The organism is Photorhabdus tasmaniensis (assembly GCF_011189505.1).
Classification (GTDB): Bacteria; Pseudomonadota; Gammaproteobacteria; order Enterobacterales; family Enterobacteriaceae; genus Photorhabdus; species Photorhabdus tasmaniensis.
Genome location: NZ_PUJU01000075.1, coordinates 1 through 16,608, shown reverse-complemented (window position 1 = coordinate 16,608; position 16,608 = coordinate 1). Strand labels below are relative to the sequence as shown.

At 39.8% G+C, this 16,608-nt stretch carries 16 protein-coding genes and 2 pseudogenes; 11 read left to right on the top strand and 7 right to left on the bottom strand.

Features of this window, described 5'->3' with window-relative positions; genetic code table 11:
• On the top strand, positions 1–221 hold a 221-nt coding region (locus C5471_RS21595), incomplete at its 5' end, for a transposase (RefSeq protein ID WP_207627231.1).
• Here C5471_RS21595 and C5471_RS21590 read toward each other — a convergent pair.
• Together C5471_RS21590 and C5471_RS21585 are read right to left on the bottom strand one after the other, a co-directional pair.
• Positions 197–1,897, bottom strand: a complete 1,701-nt coding sequence (locus C5471_RS21590) for a GH39 family glycosyl hydrolase (protein ID WP_133813548.1) — start codon at positions 1,895–1,897, stop codon at positions 197–199. The genes C5471_RS21595 and C5471_RS21590 overlap by 25 nt on opposite strands.
• Before the next feature lie 261 nt (positions 1,898–2,158).
• Positions 2,159–3,913: a GH39 family glycosyl hydrolase gene (locus C5471_RS21585; RefSeq protein ID WP_133813547.1), complete on the bottom strand. Its 1,755-nt coding sequence runs from the start codon at positions 3,911–3,913 to the stop codon at positions 2,159–2,161.
• A gap of 653 nt (positions 3,914–4,566) precedes the next feature.
• On the opposite strand from C5471_RS21585, the gene C5471_RS21580 reads away from it, so the two are divergent.
• The 3 genes and pseudogenes from C5471_RS21580 to C5471_RS25405 all read left to right on the top strand — a co-directional run bounded on the left by C5471_RS21580 (position 4,567) and on the right by C5471_RS25405 (position 5,370).
• Positions 4,567–4,842, top strand: a complete 276-nt coding sequence (locus C5471_RS21580; protein WP_133813546.1) for an SDR family oxidoreductase — start codon at positions 4,567–4,569, stop codon at positions 4,840–4,842.
• A pseudogene (locus C5471_RS21575) lies at positions 4,793–5,213 on the top strand (thiolase family protein); the annotation flags it as partial. The gene C5471_RS21580 and the pseudogene C5471_RS21575, both read left to right, overlap by 50 nt.
• Positions 5,212–5,370, top strand: a complete 159-nt coding sequence (locus tag C5471_RS25405) for a hypothetical protein (protein WP_422630934.1) — start codon at positions 5,212–5,214, stop codon at positions 5,368–5,370. The pseudogene C5471_RS21575 and the gene C5471_RS25405, both read left to right, overlap by 2 nt.
• 14 nt (positions 5,371–5,384) lie before the next feature.
• Here C5471_RS25405 and C5471_RS21570 read toward each other — a convergent pair whose 3' ends face one another.
• On the bottom strand, positions 5,385–6,281 hold the full coding sequence (locus C5471_RS21570; protein ID WP_242688812.1) for a LysR family transcriptional regulator: 897 nt from the start codon (positions 6,279–6,281) through the stop codon (positions 5,385–5,387).
• A gap of 178 nt (positions 6,282–6,459) precedes the next feature.
• Here C5471_RS21570 and C5471_RS21565 point away from each other — a divergent pair, with 178 nt between their 5' ends.
• A complete protein-coding gene (locus tag C5471_RS21565) occupies positions 6,460–7,644 on the top strand; it encodes an MFS transporter (RefSeq protein ID WP_339959316.1) in 1,185 nt (394 codons plus the stop codon).
• Positions 7,645–7,662: 18 nt separating this feature from the next.
• On the opposite strand, the pseudogene C5471_RS21560 reads toward C5471_RS21565, so the two are convergent.
• Positions 7,663–8,058, bottom strand: a pseudogene (locus tag C5471_RS21560) (PTS sugar transporter subunit IIA); the annotation flags it as partial.
• Between the two features lie 165 nt (positions 8,059–8,223).
• Here C5471_RS21560 and argH point away from each other — a divergent pair.
• The 4 genes from argH to C5471_RS21540 all read left to right on the top strand — a co-directional run bounded on the left by argH (position 8,224) and on the right by C5471_RS21540 (position 12,032).
• Positions 8,224–9,720, top strand: a complete 1,497-nt coding sequence (gene argH / locus C5471_RS21555) for an argininosuccinate lyase (RefSeq protein WP_133813545.1) — start codon at positions 8,224–8,226, stop codon at positions 9,718–9,720.
• 175 nt (positions 9,721–9,895) lie between these two features.
• A complete protein-coding gene (locus C5471_RS21550; RefSeq protein WP_133813544.1) occupies positions 9,896–10,546 on the top strand; it encodes a LysE/ArgO family amino acid transporter in 651 nt (216 codons plus the stop codon).
• A 231-nt stretch (positions 10,547–10,777) separates the two neighbouring features.
• Positions 10,778–10,906: a hypothetical protein gene (locus C5471_RS24945; RefSeq protein ID WP_278250185.1), complete on the top strand. Its 129-nt coding sequence runs from the start codon at positions 10,778–10,780 to the stop codon at positions 10,904–10,906.
• A 10-nt stretch (positions 10,907–10,916) separates the two neighbouring features.
• Positions 10,917–12,032 carry an ImmA/IrrE family metallo-endopeptidase gene (locus C5471_RS21540; protein ID WP_133813543.1) on the top strand — a complete coding sequence of 372 codons (1,116 nt, stop codon included), beginning with the start codon at positions 10,917–10,919 and terminating at the stop codon, positions 12,030–12,032.
• 107 nt (positions 12,033–12,139) lie between these two features.
• Here C5471_RS21540 and exbD read toward each other — a convergent pair whose 3' ends face one another.
• Positions 12,140–12,565, bottom strand: coding sequence for a TonB system transport protein ExbD (gene exbD / locus C5471_RS21535; RefSeq protein WP_133813542.1), 426 nt, complete (start codon positions 12,563–12,565; stop codon positions 12,140–12,142).
• 3 nt (positions 12,566–12,568) lie between these two features.
• Positions 12,569–13,537 carry a tonB-system energizer ExbB gene (exbB, locus tag C5471_RS21530; RefSeq protein WP_133814232.1) on the bottom strand — a complete coding sequence of 323 codons (969 nt, stop codon included), beginning with the start codon at positions 13,535–13,537 and terminating at the stop codon, positions 12,569–12,571.
• A gap of 353 nt (positions 13,538–13,890) precedes the next feature.
• Between exbB and metC the strand changes: the two genes are divergently transcribed.
• Positions 13,891–15,084, top strand: coding sequence for a cystathionine beta-lyase (gene metC / locus C5471_RS21525; protein WP_133813541.1), 1,194 nt, complete (start codon positions 13,891–13,893; stop codon positions 15,082–15,084).
• Between the two features lie 1,203 nt (positions 15,085–16,287).
• Here the strand turns inward: metC and C5471_RS24055 are convergent.
• Positions 16,288–16,497: a hypothetical protein gene (locus tag C5471_RS24055; protein ID WP_133813540.1), complete on the bottom strand. Its 210-nt coding sequence runs from the start codon at positions 16,495–16,497 to the stop codon at positions 16,288–16,290.
• Here C5471_RS24055 and C5471_RS21520 point away from each other — a divergent pair.
• Entirely contained in the window at positions 16,412–16,603 is a 192-nt protein-coding gene (locus tag C5471_RS21520) for a hypothetical protein (protein WP_166296382.1), read from the top strand. The two genes, C5471_RS24055 and C5471_RS21520, sit on opposite strands and share 86 nt — an antisense overlap.
• Positions 16,604–16,608 lie beyond the last annotated feature (5 nt).

Here is a 16,608-nt window from a genome sequence, read left to right as displayed (position 1 = left end):
TTGAGTTACATTACCTTCCTCCCTATAGCCCCAATTTAAACCCGATAGAGCGATTATGGAAGGTCATGAATGAACATGTTCGAAATAACCGTTATTTCGCTGATAAACATGAATTTCGAGACAAAGTATTCAAATTTTTCACCACAACGCTACCTGATATAGCGAACTCGCTGACATCTAGAATTAATGACCATTTTCAGGTACTAAAAACTGCATCTTGAAGTTTCTTGGGTATAGACACATTAATTTGACTGGTCACTTCTGGTGGTAAAATTTGCTCCAACCCTCCGCCTTCTTGAATACGGTATGCTTTAACTTTAAATTTTTTATAACCTATATGATTAATCACCACGGTAACGCCTTGGTCACTATTCGTATAATCACGACTTTTAGCTCTCAACATATTATCATCCGAAAGTTGCTTAACAGGACCATGTTGCACTACCGCATTATCAGGATGAATTGTTGTCGGATCAACACCACCAAACCATTTATTCTTGCTCCAGGTATCCGTTAATTTATTTAATGATCGGCTAGTATCCAAATAATATTGTTGATATAAATAATCAGGTGCCGAATAACCATCGGCAAAACTCTTATCAACTTTATAATTTGCAGCGAGGATATTAACTTTATTACCTTCTGCATTCTCGGTTGCCAAAACGGTTAATCCTGTTGAAAAGTCATTATTACTACTTAAAATATAAGGTGTTTCAAACATTCGCGAAAATAGATAAAAGGACTGAGCCGAATACGTACAGAAATTCTTAACCCACGGATTTTTAGCACTAGATTGATTATTAAACAAACCAAAAGATAAGCCATCACCCCGATAATAATAAGCTCTATCCGCTTTGATATATTGCATATAAATCAACGTGGAAGCAATATATGCCGCATTTGTAGGGCTCTGCACTTTTGTATATGTATTTTTCGTCCCAATAGGGCAGGAATTCCACTCAGTACAAAAACTTTCTACATCGGTAAAACCATAAGTATTCAAACTTTGTTGAACTGCATTCCCAACGTCAATAATGTTTTGCGGATCTCCTGTTATAACGTATCCATGCCAAGAAAAGAAATCTAACGGTACATCATTATCTTTACAATATCGTAAGAATCCATCAACATAATCTTCCAGTTCACTATTAACGAACGCAATACCAGCACTACCTACTTTGACGGAAGGATCAACAGCTTTAATTATTCTTGCAATTTTTTCATATAATTCATAATATTTTTTAGGATCATCACTATTCCAGAAATAAGGTAAATCAGGTTCATTCAAAACCTGCCAGTAAGTTATTTTACTCGGCAAACCGATTCTGGTATAGTTTAAAGCATAGCGATTCACCAAGGTGCCCACTAATATTGCATAAATATCAAAATCTTGTGGTATTTCATAGCCCCCCTCACCGGAACGCCCAATACGAAACATTATTTGCCGCTGAATATTACAGGGATTCAACTCTGCTTTATTATCCATAATATCGCGCAGATAAGCGTCAGTCATTTTATAATTAGCCTCTTTTAATGCAAGGCTAATATCATGATTTCTCATCCCAGCAGCCGCATAGGGAAAAATGCTTCTGATATTTGAAATATCAGTAAGTAGCTTTTTCGCTACGGGTTTATTTTCTTCTGGAACATTAACAATCATTTGACTCTGATCACTTAGTCTATCCACCTGAAAATAATTATCCATATCGCCAATACCAAAACCATCATGCAGCCGGATATGAGTAATTCCCATTTGATTAAACTCATTATCTAAATCAGGAAAGCCAGGTGCCAAAGATTTAGGTACACCATTCAAGCCATTAACCTCTTTAAGCAATGAATGATGCCCAGCCGATAAATCTCGATCATTCTTATTGAATGAAAAAATTTTAGTCATAAAAAACCTCTATATTAATCAAGAAATTACATTCTATAAATCAACAAAATAATTGAATATAAAAACAACACGAAAACCACCAATAATAGGCATTGCATGGATTCTGAATTAAATATATTTATGACAACCATTCATTATTAAAAAAGGCCCATTCTAGAGCCTATTAATTAAAACAAACATCTTGCACATAATTACAATGATTTTATTTTCCACTTAACAATATAATAAATAACTTACTATAATATTTTCATTTCATAAGAACTAATAATGACTTAGTTCTAATGAATATAGTGTCACCGTTGAAGGTTTTGCCATTTTATCCACTAATGTTAATTTATTATTAGATATAGACACAGTAATCTGGTTAGTTACTTCTGGTGGTCGTATTCGTTCCAAAGATCCTCCTTCTTGAATACGGTATGCTTTAACTTTCACTTCTTTACAACCAATATGATCAATCACCACAGTAACACCTTGGTCACTATCAGTATAATCGCGACTTTTAGGTCTCAAAAGAGTATCAAGCGGAATCTGTTGTACAGGGGCATTTTGTACTACTGCATTATTATGATGAATTGTAGTGGGATCAACACCACCAAACCATTTATTTTTACTATAGGTATCCGTTAATTGGTCCAATGATCGTCTGCTATCAAAATAGTATTGTCGATATAAATCCGCAGGAACTGGTGCTACATTACCATCTGAAAAACTCTTATCTACTTTATAATTTGCTGCAAGAATATTAATTTTATTACCTGATTCATTCTCGGTCGCCAAAACTGTTAAACCGGTTGAAAAATCTTTATGACCACTCAATATATAAGGTGTTTTTAACACTTTAGCAAAAAGACCAAAAGATTGAGCTGAATAGGTACAGAAATTTCTGATATTTGGATTTTTAGGGTTAGGTTGATTATTAAACAAGCCAAAAGATAGGCCATCCCCCCGGTAATAATGTGCCAAGTCAACTTTCGTATATTGCATATAAATAAGCGATGAAGCGATATATGCTGCATTTTTAGGGCTCTGCACTTTTGTAAATGTATTTCTCGACCCAAAAGGACTGGAATTCCACTCAGTACAAATACTTTCTGTCTTGGTAAAGCCATAAGTATGCAAACTTTTTTGAATCGTATTACCCATATCAATAATATTTTGCGGGTCTCCAGTGTCAACGTACCCATGCCAAGAAAAGAAATCTAACGGTACATTATTATTCTTACAATATCGGAAAAATCCATCAATATAATCACCTCCTGCATTATTACTAAACGAAATTCCAGCACCACCGACTTTAGCATCGGGATCAACAGCCTTAATCACTCTCACTACTTTTTCATATAATGCATAATATTTTTGTGGATCATCACTATTCCAAAAAAATAGTAAGTCAGGCTCGTTCCAAACCTCCCAATAAATTATTTTTTTCGGCATTCCAATATTGGCATAATTTATAGCATAACGATTTACCAAAGCTTTAACCAATTTTGCATAAATATCAAAGTCTTCTGGTATTTCATAACCGCCATCAAGAGAACGCCCGATACGAAACATGATTTGGCGCTGAATATTATCTGGATTCAGATCTGCTTGATTATTCAGAACATCGCACAAATAATCATCCGTCATTTTATAATTAGCATCTTTTAATGCAAGATTGACATCATGATTTCTCATCCCAATAGCAGCATTGGGAAAAATGCTTCTGACATTTGCAATATCAGCGACAAGTTTTTTAGCCTCTGGGTGATTTTCCTCTGGAACATTGATAATCATTTGGTTTTGATTATTTTTTCTGTCCACCTGGAAATAGTTATCCATATCGCCAATACCAAAACCATCATGAAGCCGGAGATGTTTGATTCCCATCTGATTAAACTGATCATCTAAATCAGGGAAGCCAGGCACCAGAGATTTAGGCAGCCCATTCACACCATTAACTTCCTTAAGAAGCGAGTTATGCCCAGCTGATAAATCTCGACAATTCTTATTAAAAGAAAAAATTTTAGTCATAATAAATCTCTATATTAATTAATAGATTATATATTTATAAATCAAAAACAACATCAGAGAATAAATATATCCCTATGACAATTCAATAATAATAAATGAGGCGAATGCTTAGATAATGGTTAAATATCTATTTTAACTACGCATTAAAGTTATCAACTATTACTTTAAATTCATTTCATTAACCAATTAATGACATTAATATAATTATCAACAAAAATAAGAACAACACTGTAATTTCCTTGATAACATCAGCATTAAAATAATTACAAAAATAAAGTTCCCAGAAAAAATCGATATTAACAATAAAATAGCATAAAGCAAAACCATGTAGTCATAAAATCTTACCAATGAATATATTATTTAAAATAACCAACATTCGCTATAAATATACTTAGCATGTTAATTGTTTAATAAAATACTTTTAGATTTTAAATTATCCATTACCAAGCAATATTCATAATAATAGCACTATTAATTTTATTATCTATACAAAAAACCATTAGGCAATAATAAGGCACCAAACAGTTAATGTATGTGAAATGTATTTTTGCATTTGATGCAAAGCACTTATACGTTAAATATACATTTACAAAGTTAAAAAAAGAATGAAGTATGAAGTATGAAACTCACACATAATGAGGTAACAATAGGTGATGGCCAAGAAAAATGCTTTATTGACTGGTGCAACAGGTTTTATCGGTGCATATATGCTTGACGAATTGATGAAAAGCAAATCATATGAAAAGATCTTTGTCGTAATTCGTAAGGTTGATAAGTTCAATAGCCCAATCAAAAGGCTCGAAGAAGCATATAAAAAGTTTTCAATAATGTATGAGTACAATCTGGAAGACTCCTCTAAGATAGAAATAGGAGAAAGTAATGATGATAGAAGCTTATATATGCGATGCAGCAATTATCAAATCAGGTGAAGCAGACTTGATAATTGCTGGAGGGGTGGAAAATATGACACGGGCCCCTTATGTCATGGGAAAAGCACATAAAAATTTTGCCCGAAATATGAAAATTGAAGACACGACGATGGGATGGAGATTTATTAATCCTCGAATGGAAGCAATATATGGCATCCACACAATGCCAGAAACTGCCGAGAATCTTGCTGAACGTTACGCTATTTCAAGACAAATTTGCTTTACAAAGTCAACAACGAGCATTAAAGGCACAAATAAGTGGTTTTTTCAAAGATGAAATTATTCCAGTTACTCTATCTGGTAAAGCAGGCAATATCATAGCCTTCTCTCAGGACGAACATCCAAGACAAACATCGTTAGAAGCACTAGCTGCATTACAGCCAATCGGAAAAGAAAAAGGAACAATTACTGCGGGAAACTCTTCTGGAATCCATCTATCAATTACACCGCCAACAAGGAAAACTGGCCTTATGTACTATGTGCATTGGCGTTGGACAAGGAATCGCAATGATCCTTGAGAAAGTTTGATCACTCTTCTAACGCTAAATCTCCCTGGCAAGCCACTCCTGCAATAGTGATATAAATACCGTTAATTTTGCTGGCGGGTGCGCAAGTGCCCGTAATAAATAGATACCATTCTTACGTTCATCAGGATCATTGAATAATGCAACAAGCCCTCCAGAACGAATATCCGACGAAACAACCCAGTTAGGAAGAAGCCCTACTCCAAACCCAGTGACGGCGGCCATTCTCAATGTGTCAAAGTCATCACTGCGAAAAATTCTGTTCTCATTGCTGAGATTGATAGCATCCTGATAGCGTGACCAGCAAATACCAGCAGGATCATGACGTTTATCAAGCAAATAATGGTTAGATAACTCAGAAAGTGTTGTCGGAGCCCCATACTTCTGGATATAACCTGGACTGGCACACACAACCCAAGTCTGTGTGGCGATCCATTTTGAGTAAAGCGAGCTATCTTTTAATTCACCAACCCGGATAACCGCATCGAGACGATCCCTGACGGGATCAGTCAAACGCTCTGTTTGATCAAGTTCAACCTGAATTTTGGGATATTGGGTGAATAGTTCTTCCAACATAGGAATTATATGGTGACGCCCAAATGTTGGCAGGCAGGCAACACGTAGTACCCCTTGCGGTTCTCCATTCAAAGCCGCTAACTCAGCCTGGATATCGACAAGATTATTGATAATATCTTGCGCTCTTGAAAACAAAATCTCTCCTGCGTCAGTCAGTGATAAACCACGGGTAGAACGCAAGAAAAGTTTTACCGCCAATATCTGCTCAAGGCTGTCTATCTGACGTGTAATAGATGAAGCTGCCATACCCTGTAGACGAGCAGTAGCAGAAAAACTCTGTGAACGAGCAACATTAACGAATGTTGCCAAAATATCGGTACGTAGCAAATCTTTCATCATATATTTTACCTATATATACTTAAACGTATCTGATATTACAAGCAAGGTATGGAATTTGATAGCGCTATCAATTTTGCATTTCATGCAAAGCAATTTCGCTTGCCGTCTTTATTCCCGCAATCTTGAGATAGTGGCAGAATTCTTTTATGGTAATACAGATCAAATGCTGGAGGTTTTCGTGTCAAACACAGCAATCAAACAAGATCCCACTTCTTCTATTTCTCTCATGTTGTTATCTGCCGCTTGCGGTTTTGCTGTGGCTAATCTTTATTATAACCAGCCATTATTGCCGGCAATAGGCACAAGCTTTGGCATTGATGGAGCAACATCCGGTTGGATCGCCACATTGACGCAAATTGGTTACGCTGCGGGGCTTTTCTTTTTTGGCCCTCTTGGGGATACATTAAGTCGTCGCAAGCTTATTTTCTGCCTACTAACCGGCAATATAACCAGCCTTATCTTATGTGCCGCCGCACCGAATTTTATATGGTTTCTGACCAGTAGCCTGATATTAGGACTAACCTCTATTTCAGCACAAATTATCATTCCGGCAGTATCCGGGTGGGTAACGCCAGAAAAACGTGGTCGGGTTGTAGGAAATCTGATGAGTGGCCTTTTCTCGGGAGCACTACTTGCCAGAACACTGAGTGGTGCAGTCGGAGAGCATTTCGGCTGGCGTGAAATGTTTTTACTGGCAGCTTTAATAGATATGTTCCTGTTTTTTTTGGTTTGGTTTGTTCTTCCAGAAACGGCAGCACCACAAACTATGGCTTATGGTCAACTTCTTGCCTCACTCGGCAAACTAGTTAAACAACAGCCCCTTTTGCGTGAAGCCGCCTTATCCGGTTTTTTGTTGTTTGCTGCTTTTAATACGCTTTGGGGCTCTCTGGCCTTATTGCTTTCCCAACCTCCTTATCGCTGGGGTAGTGACATCGTGGGTCTCTTTGGCTTGACGGGCATTGCTGGAATGTTGGCTTCATCAACAATGGGTTCAATGACGGATCGTTTCGGGGGAAGAGCTGTTGTTACTACTGGCGCTTTATTGGTGACGTTGGCCTTATGCCTGATTGGTGGAACCCGTCACAGCATTCTGTTTTTATTCACGGGTATTATTTTCTTGGATCTTGGCAGCAGAGCTGGTTTAGTGGCGAATCAAACGCGGCTGTATACTTTACTACCTGATGCCCGAAGCCGACTGAATACTGTTTTTATGACATGCTATTTCGCCGGTGGCGCAGCGGGTTCCTCTTTGGGAGCAATAGCAGCCTGGCATCTTTCATGGAGTGGTGTCGCTCTCAGCGGCGGCGGATGTGCACTATTAGCAACTATTTTGGTTCTGTTTGGCACGAAACGTCTAGTATAACTGCGCTTAGAAATAGCTTTATACACTGCGTCCCAAGCTATCTTTTGCTATCATTTGAAAATCATGAAAACTCTTACTATTCAATAATCTTTTGGTTGCTTTCTCACGCAAAAAAGTCACAAACAGATCGTAAATTGCCATAGCCTCTTCATATTCTGCTTTACTGATAGCCAGCAGAAAAATAACGTTAGCCGTTTCTTGTTTCTCTTTATTCCATTCAATACCTTGCGGTGCCAATATGGTCACGACCACGGTTTTATTTGCCAATAATCCCAATGCATGAGGTAATGCAATCCCTCCTCCCAGTAGGGTTGATACAATAGATTCTCGTTCAATCAGCGAGAAATAGAAATTTTTAGTCACATAGCCATCCGTTTCCAGTTTTTTGCAAACACATTTAAATAGCGCTCTCTGCGTCATTTTTCTTTTAACGATATTTGCATAAATATTTTTCACGGAGAGAAATTGCCAACAACTCAAGAAAAATGGGAACCTAAGTTATTTACTAAAAAAGAGCTGGAAATCTATCTGGAAAATAAAGGTCTTAATAATGAACTAATGGTGTAAGGAGAGATTTTTATGGCTGAAAAACTTTGGGGTGGTCGCTTCTCGAAAGAAATTGATCGCAGTGTTCTTAAATACACCCTGACAACAGATATTGATTCCCGGCTTATTCGTTACGATATCTGGGGAAATATGGCTCATCTGGCGATGCTCAACAATTGTGAAATCGTCTCAGAAGAAGCGACTGGAAAAATATTCAGCGCTCTTCTCAAACTCTATGAATCAAATGAGCAGGGAACGCTGACTTTAGATCCTGAACTTGAAGATGTTCACTTAAACATTGAAAGCTTGGTTATCCGTGAGATTGGCTCAGAATACGGTGGTCGCCTTCACACTGCCCGTTCGCGAAATGATCAGGTCGTCACCGATACCCGTATGTATCTCAGGGCTGAACTGCTTGATATACAAAAAAGCCTTTATTCTTTTGTTAATACTCTGCTCAAACTTTCTGACGAATGTACACATAAGATCGCTATTGGCTATACACATCTTCAACCCGCACAACCTATTAGTTTAGCTTTCTGGTATTCATGTTACGCCAGCATGTTCCTGCGCGATTTAGAACGTTTAGAATCTGCTTTTAATGTAACAAACCTAAATGTACTGGGCACCTGTGCCCTGGCAGGAACCTCATTCCCAATAGACAGGGAAATGACATCAAAACTATTAGGATTTGATCGTGAATTAATACATAGCCTGGATGCGACAAGTTCCCGTGACTTCGCGCTTCAAACTGCATCTACTTTTGCAATACTGATGAGTAACTTCTCCCGATTGGCGGAAGAAATCGTTATCTGGAATAGTCATGAATTTGGACTGTTAACCATTGATGATACTTTCGCCACCGGAAGTTCTATTATGCCCCAAAAAAAGAACCCTGTAGTTGCAGAACTCATTAAAGGAAGAGTAGGCCGAATATATGGCGTGTTAATGCAATTATTAACTATGGTTAAAGGAGTCACACTTGGCTACAATTGCGACTTGCAAGAAGACAAACCTATGTTATGGGATGCGATTGATATCATAAAAAATACCACCAGCATCTTGCATCAACATATTGAAAATTCTGAATACAAATCTGATCGCGCTGAAGAATTATGCTGGAAAAACTTTTCCACAGTCACAGAATTGGCAAATTATCTTGTAAGAGAAAAAAACCTGCCTTTCAGAGAAGCACATCGTCTTACCGGTTTACTCACCCAAAAATTATCCACTAAAACAATGGATATGAGGAATACCGCTTTTGTCCGCGAATTTCTTGCCCAACAATCAATTACACTCTCTGAAAAAGAAATCTATGATTGTGTTTCTCCTATTAAAGTTATGGAAAGACAATGCAGCGCAGGTTCTACAGGCCCGGATAGGGTAAAGGAAATGATTAAGAAATTGCAGCAAGAATTAAAGAGTTTTCAATCCAGGCTCGAATACAAATCACAAGTTCTTCACAATGCCGAGAATGCAACGCTCAAAATTGCCAAAGATATGCAATTAAAAACGATAACAGGAGGATAATCTCAAAATCATACAATATCTAATACAACATAAATCCAAAGAGGCTTCATCAATGATACCAAGTAGTTACCTGCATATTTTCCGGTATAGCGCACCTGATTACCCGTTTATTGGTGCTCAAAACATTGCTTATGCAGAATTACCAATTAAATTCAAATTCGGGTCATATTAAACTATGGATCTCAATGTCGCCTCAAAAGCATTCTTCATAGGTCTGAGTCTTATTATTGCGATAGGTGCGCAAAATATTTATATCATCAAGACAGGACTACAGAAGAAAAATGTACTTCTTTCTGCTGTCACAGCCGCCACCTGTGACAGCCTATTAATCATCATGGGAACATTCTTTATGTCCACACTGATGATGACAATTCCCAATTTCGTGTTTATTGCACGATGGGCTGGTATCCTCTTTTTGTTATATTACGGTACGCTTTCTTTCATCAACGCAATATCCAGCGCACCTAAAGGATGGGAGAATGCAGTTGCAGATGTCAATAAGAAATCATCAGCTATTCATAAGGCAAAAAATTCCAGCGTCTTTTTGACTACGCTGGCCTTTTCGCTTCTCAATCCTCATGTTTATCTTGATACTTTTCTGATCCTTGGAAATATAGGATCACGTTTACCCTTAGAAGCAAGATTCAGTTTTATACTCGGCGCTTCTGCGGCCTCTTTTTTCTGGTTCATTCTGACCGGCCTTGGCGCTAAATTTGCGTCACGCTTTTTTCAGAATATAAAAGTAGCCAGAATTTTTGATTTCATCGTCGCTTTGGTTATGTTTCTGATTGCCTACGGTTTATATGAAAATTCTGCAATTTTATAAAGCGGGCTATCAACATCAGTGTGATTAGCTCAATTTGAGATGCATTAAAGAAACTATTGAAATAATGTTGGGTTGACAAAATCAGAAAGTTGCACCAAGATCAAGATTGACAAATCTGAATTTTTGCACTCTTAGAGAAAACAGCAAATGCCAAACATCCGCTACCCTTGGGAATTCCATCCATAGTTAAGTGAAGAACGTTTAAGTATTATTGCAAAAGAATTACTCAATGTGCTAGATCATACTTATGAGCAGCATTCTACAGACAACACACCGCCATCTGCGGTAACAATCGAATTGGATCCTATCAGTGCTGCTGTGACTGATAAATCCAGGGAAAACAAGCGTAACAACAAGTAGTAGGTGAAAAGTGTTCAATGGTTCCAATTTGCGGTTAGCTCGTCTGTATCACGAGCTATCTCTTGAGCAAGTGGCTGAGCAGGTTAATAAAACCCGCCAATATATTCAGCGGCTGGAATCCGGCTTTGCTGTGCCAACTAATGAACTTTCTAATGAATTAGCGACTGTATTGCAGGTCACTCCTACGTTTTTTGAAACCCAAGAGCAATCTCCTGTGAACGAGGAGATCGTTCATTTCCGTAAACGCAGTGCAATTAGAGTAGCAACAAAATTAGCAGCACTTGCAAAGGCTGAGTTATATAGGCGATTAATCGTCGTTTTCGAAGAAAACCTCAATTTACCCCCAGTGTTATTTCCCGAATTAAAAGCAAACTCCCCGGAAGAAGTTGAACGAGCAGCAGAAAGATGTCGGATTGATTGGGGATTAGGGTTTGGGCCAATTGAAAATGTGACACGCCTGGCTGAAAAGCTAGGTGCATTTGTTACCTCATTTGACTCAGTATCTGATGATGTTGACGCGTTATCCGTTCCATTAGATCGGCCTTTCATTGTCAGAAATACAGCCAAAAAGTCACCATGCCGACAACGGTTTGATATTGCACATGAGATTGGACATCTCGTGCTACACGGAGGAATATCTACTGGTGATAGAGTAACCGAATCTCAAGCCAACCAATTTGCCTCTGCCCTACTTTTACCACGAAGTGCAATGGCTAAATATTTCCCCGCCCCGATAGGCGGGAGAATTAACTGGCGAGGTCTAAGTGAGTTCAAATTAACCTGGAAGGTAAGTAAAGCAGCGATTATTTATCGGGCACATCAGCTTTCTCTTTTAACCGATACTCAATACAAAACGGCTTTTTTGGGGCTTAAACGCAAGGGCGAAGCTATCGAGGAGAAAGAGGATTATCTTATTCCCCATGAGAAACCTGAATTATTTCATCGAGCAATAAAAGTGCTTATTAATGATGTTTGTATCGATATTGAAGCACTAGCCAAACGTTTGAAAATTACAGTGCCAATGCTGCTTGAACTGGCTAACAATAGTTCACTCTATGAGCTCAAGAATCAGACCGATTCTGTGAACGTCATTTCAATGTTTTCATATCGATCCAAAATAGCGTGATTATTCCCTACCCTGATCAAATCAGGCTCTCATTACACGAACCCATTATCACTTTAATCTCAACCGCGCTTTCCAGCGCGGTTATTTAGTGGAAGGATCCGTGATAACTAACCCGGTGAAACCGCTTCCATTCCCACCAATCCCACTTTCAGATAGCCCGATTTACGTAGAGCATCCATCACACTCATCAGTGTTTCATAATCCACGGTTTTATCCGCCTGAAAGAAAATGGTTGTCTCTTTATTGGATTGGGTTGTCTGATCCAACACCGCCGCCAGAGTATCGTGATCGACCTGTTGATCTCCGACGTAAAGCTGACGATCAGCCTTAACCGTCAGGAATACCGGTTTTTCAGGACGGGGTTGCGGTTTTGCCGACGACGCGGGTAAGTCCACTTTAATATCAACGGTTGCCAGTGGTGCCGCTACCATGAAGATAATCAGCAGCACTAACATCACGTCAATAAATGGTGTGACGTTGATTTCGTGCAATTCGCCGCTATCGTCCAAATCTTCATTAAGACGCATTGCCATAAATCACCTTGTCTTGCTATTTGTCAAATCCAGATCACGGCCAAGCAGTAATAATGCCTGTGCCGCCATATCACCAACCTGACCACGGTAAGATGCGATCATACGGGCAAAGATGTTGTAAATCACAACGGCCGGAATCGCCGCTACCAAGCCAAGCGCGGTCGCTAACAATGCTTCCGCAATACCCGGTGCCACAACAGCGAGGTTAGTTGTCTGTGAGTGTGCGATACCGATAAAGCTGTTCATGATCCCCCACACCGTACCAAACAGACCAACGAAAGGAGAAATCGCGCCAATCGTAGCCAAATAGCCGTTACCACGCCCCATATGACGGCTGATAGCCGCAACTGAGCGTTCCAGACGGAAAGAAACACGTTCTTTTGTACTATTCAGATCAATACTTTCAGAAGATAACTGGCGTTCTGCCTGTGCTTCACTCAGCAGTAAACGGCTGATACTGAGTTTGCTGAAACCTTCTGCAATTTCCGCAGCCTGATCAAGGCTCTTAACTTCCGCCAAAGCTAGTTGCTCTTTACGTAAACGACGACCGGCAACCCACAATTCAACACCTTTTGAAAAGAACAACGCCCAAGTAATAACAGAAGCAATCACCAAGCCAATCATCACGGTCTTAACAACAACGTCAGCGTTCTTATACATGCCCCAGATAGACAAATCGGTAGCAAAACCACTGGAAGGATTGGTTTCATCGGCTGAAACGTTAGGGGCAGCAATATCAGTGGCAACCGGAGTCACTTGGGTAGCGTCTGTTGCGGGTGCAGTTTGTGGCGCAACCTGATTTGCCGGCGGTGCCGTTGTACCCGAAGTGGTTGAGGTAGCCGCAGCAGGTGCTGCAATCTGTGCGGTTTTGGTCGTGGTGCTGTTATCTGTTGCAGATGCGGGTGTTGTATCAGCCAACGCTGAACCTGCCAGCCCGAACGCCAAGATAATTGAAGCAGTCAAATTACGCATCAGTTGGCCTTTACTCCCTTTCTTATAAACCTTGTTATTTAGCAGTGAATTACCTTTCGTCATCTCACTAACCTTATTTACGCTGAGTCTTAACTCATCTTCACCAAATTGAATGAAAATGAAGGCTGATGATATCAAACATTAAGTGATTTGATAGTAATTATCATTATTGTTTAATAAAAAAGTGTCACCCTTTCACAAAATCAAGTCAAAGAAACCTCACACACCGGTAATCAGATGAATTTTCGTCAAGTTGGCTTAATCCTTTTGTACAAAAAGGACTAAATCTTTTAACGTGTTAACTCTCTTTTTTTACACCATTTCAAATTTTGAAATTAAGATGGCAATGGATCATGACAGAAAAAAAACTGGAAACTTCACTGGTCAATGCGGGCAGAAACCGTAAATTTACGCAAGGTGCCGTCAATCCGATTATTCAGCGAACATCATCTGTGATTTTCGATTCTGTCGCATCCAAAAGACAGGCGACACACAACCGCGCCAATGGCGAACTGTTTTATGGCCGGCGTGGCACGCAGACCCATTTCTCTTTTCAGGAAGCCATGGCTGAACTGGAAGGGGGCGCAGGCTGTACGCTGTATCCTTCTGGTGCCGCCGCGATCAGCAACGCCATTCTCTCTTTTGCCGCCGCCGGCGATCATATTCTGTTGACTGGTTCAGCTTACGACCCGACACAAGGCTTTTGTGACAAGATATTGTCACGAATGAATATAACTACCGATTATTTCGATCCGATGATTGGTGAGGAGATTGCTGAACTGATTAAGCCCAATACCAAAGTGGTGTTTCTTGAATCTCCAGGCTCGATAACCATGGAAGTACAGGATATTCCGGCGATTGTCCGCGCGGTACGGCAAGTCAATCCAGATATTGTCATCATGATCGATAATACCTGGGCGGCGGGTGTGCTGTTTAAAGCACTGGAGTTCGGCATTGATATTTCAATTCAATCCGGTACCAAATATATTATTGGTCACTCGGATGCTATGTTAGGTATTGCTGTCGCTAACGAGCGCTGTTGGGTGCAGTTGCGAGAAAATTCCTATTTGATGGGACAGATAGCCGATGCTGATACTGTTTATATGGCAAATCGCGGGTTGCGGACTTTAGCAATTCGCCTGAAACAGCATGAAAAAAGCAGTATCGAGATAGCACAGTGGCTGCAACAAAGATCCGAGGTTGCAGTAGTCTATCATCCGGCCCTACCCTCCTGCCCCGGCCATGACAATTTCATCCGCGATTTCAGCGGCAGTAATGGCCTGTTCTCTTTTCAATTGAAAGAAAGATTAACACACCCGCAATTCTCAAATTATCTGGATAATTTTCACCATTTTAAAATGGCATTTTCATGGGGTGGTTTCGAATCGCTGATCCTGGGTTATCAACCCGAAGAGATAAAAACGATACGCCAGTACAATTCCCCACAAAAAACAGGCACCCTGTTCCGACTGCATGTCGGGCTGGAGAATATTCAGGATTTGATTGATGATTTAGCAGAGGGGTTTAGTCGAATTTTTGCTGATTAATCTTATCGTTATCTAATAGTAATAAACTGAAAATCTCAACACTTAAAGGCAATATAAATCAATTGTCATTACAATGCATTTGCATTACACCTTGTTAGAAAGATCATTAAATCAACATAATAGGTTCAAAATATGCATTCATTCCCAAGTGTTGAGTTCTTCCGGTGATGTACTTGCTTTACACCACTTTAACCACGCCAGACGCTTTTCTTTTCTACGATTTGATTTAAACTCTCCCTCTCTTTTATGCCTTTAATTTAAAATAAATTCATATCGTTATTTTTCAAGCTATTTTCGCGCTCTGTTAACGCCAAAATATCCATCTAATCGTTATAACCTTTCTCGCTAATTAATCAGCCCAATCTTTCACTGTCGTTGATAAATAGGTTTTCATAATAGTGATACACCCATTTTTACCCTTCCCGATTTTTGCTGTTGTCATGATGCAGCGTTCCATGAATACCTTTACATGTGCCACATAAATTGACAACAGTGGTTCCGTGTCACGTCGTTCATTTCAGAGTATCGATGCGATGATAGGCATAACGCTGGTCGTTTGGTGATTTGTGACGATTAATCAGATCGTCAAAATCGGACTGAGTTCCCTCCAGTGATCTACTCTTTTGAAATCTTATTTAATCAATAAATTAACCCCATATCGTGGCGGTAAAACGACACATTGGATCCTCACGCCAGTTTCAAATTGCCTGATTGCTTACGGATGAACAAGGAAAAACTCAAACAGATTCATGGCAACACTAATGCAACATTGGGCAATACCATCCCACTCTCGCCTGTTAGGCTTGAAGCGCTAACTGCGTGACAACCGCACCACAAAAAAATCGTGATCTACATCACATTTTTAAAATTAATCGGATATTCACCAATCAAATAGCCGCGACACCGTACATTTTTTGTTATATTTTTTCGCTCAGATATTATATAAGCAAAACTATTCATTCTTTGTCTTTACTCTCTGAGGTAACCCATGGCATAGCAGCCCAGATTACCTGTTTGATGTGCTCAATGACGGTTATCAACAAGACTATCAGCAACAGACTGCTAGCAACCTCATTGCCTTAATGCTTTTCTTCAGGGCGGTCCCTTTGACCCCTTGATTATTTGCTGACTACACGCAAAAAACCGCCGGACCGAGGGTCTGTGCGTTGAATATCCTCATGAATAATTTAAGGAGGCGTGATGTCATTCCAGAAAAATCAACCCAGGCCATCGAGTGCCAAACACATTGCCGACCGGCCAGCGCGAAGCGTTACTGGCGGTTATCGACAGCTTCCAGGCCGCCGGATGAGTTGACAGGAGGTGAAATATGTCACTTGGTGATGAGATTATTACCCGGATTGCCCGAGTCGGGGCGTTACATGCCGCCCCGGTTGCGCCCTGTCTCTTAGTCACATCTCCAGATCAACCGATTTGGCCAGCAAGTAACCGTCCACCAGAGTTTGCAGCAGGAACCAGCCCTCCCAGAGTCTTTCCCAGCCTACCCGTCCCGTACGCTTAGAATCA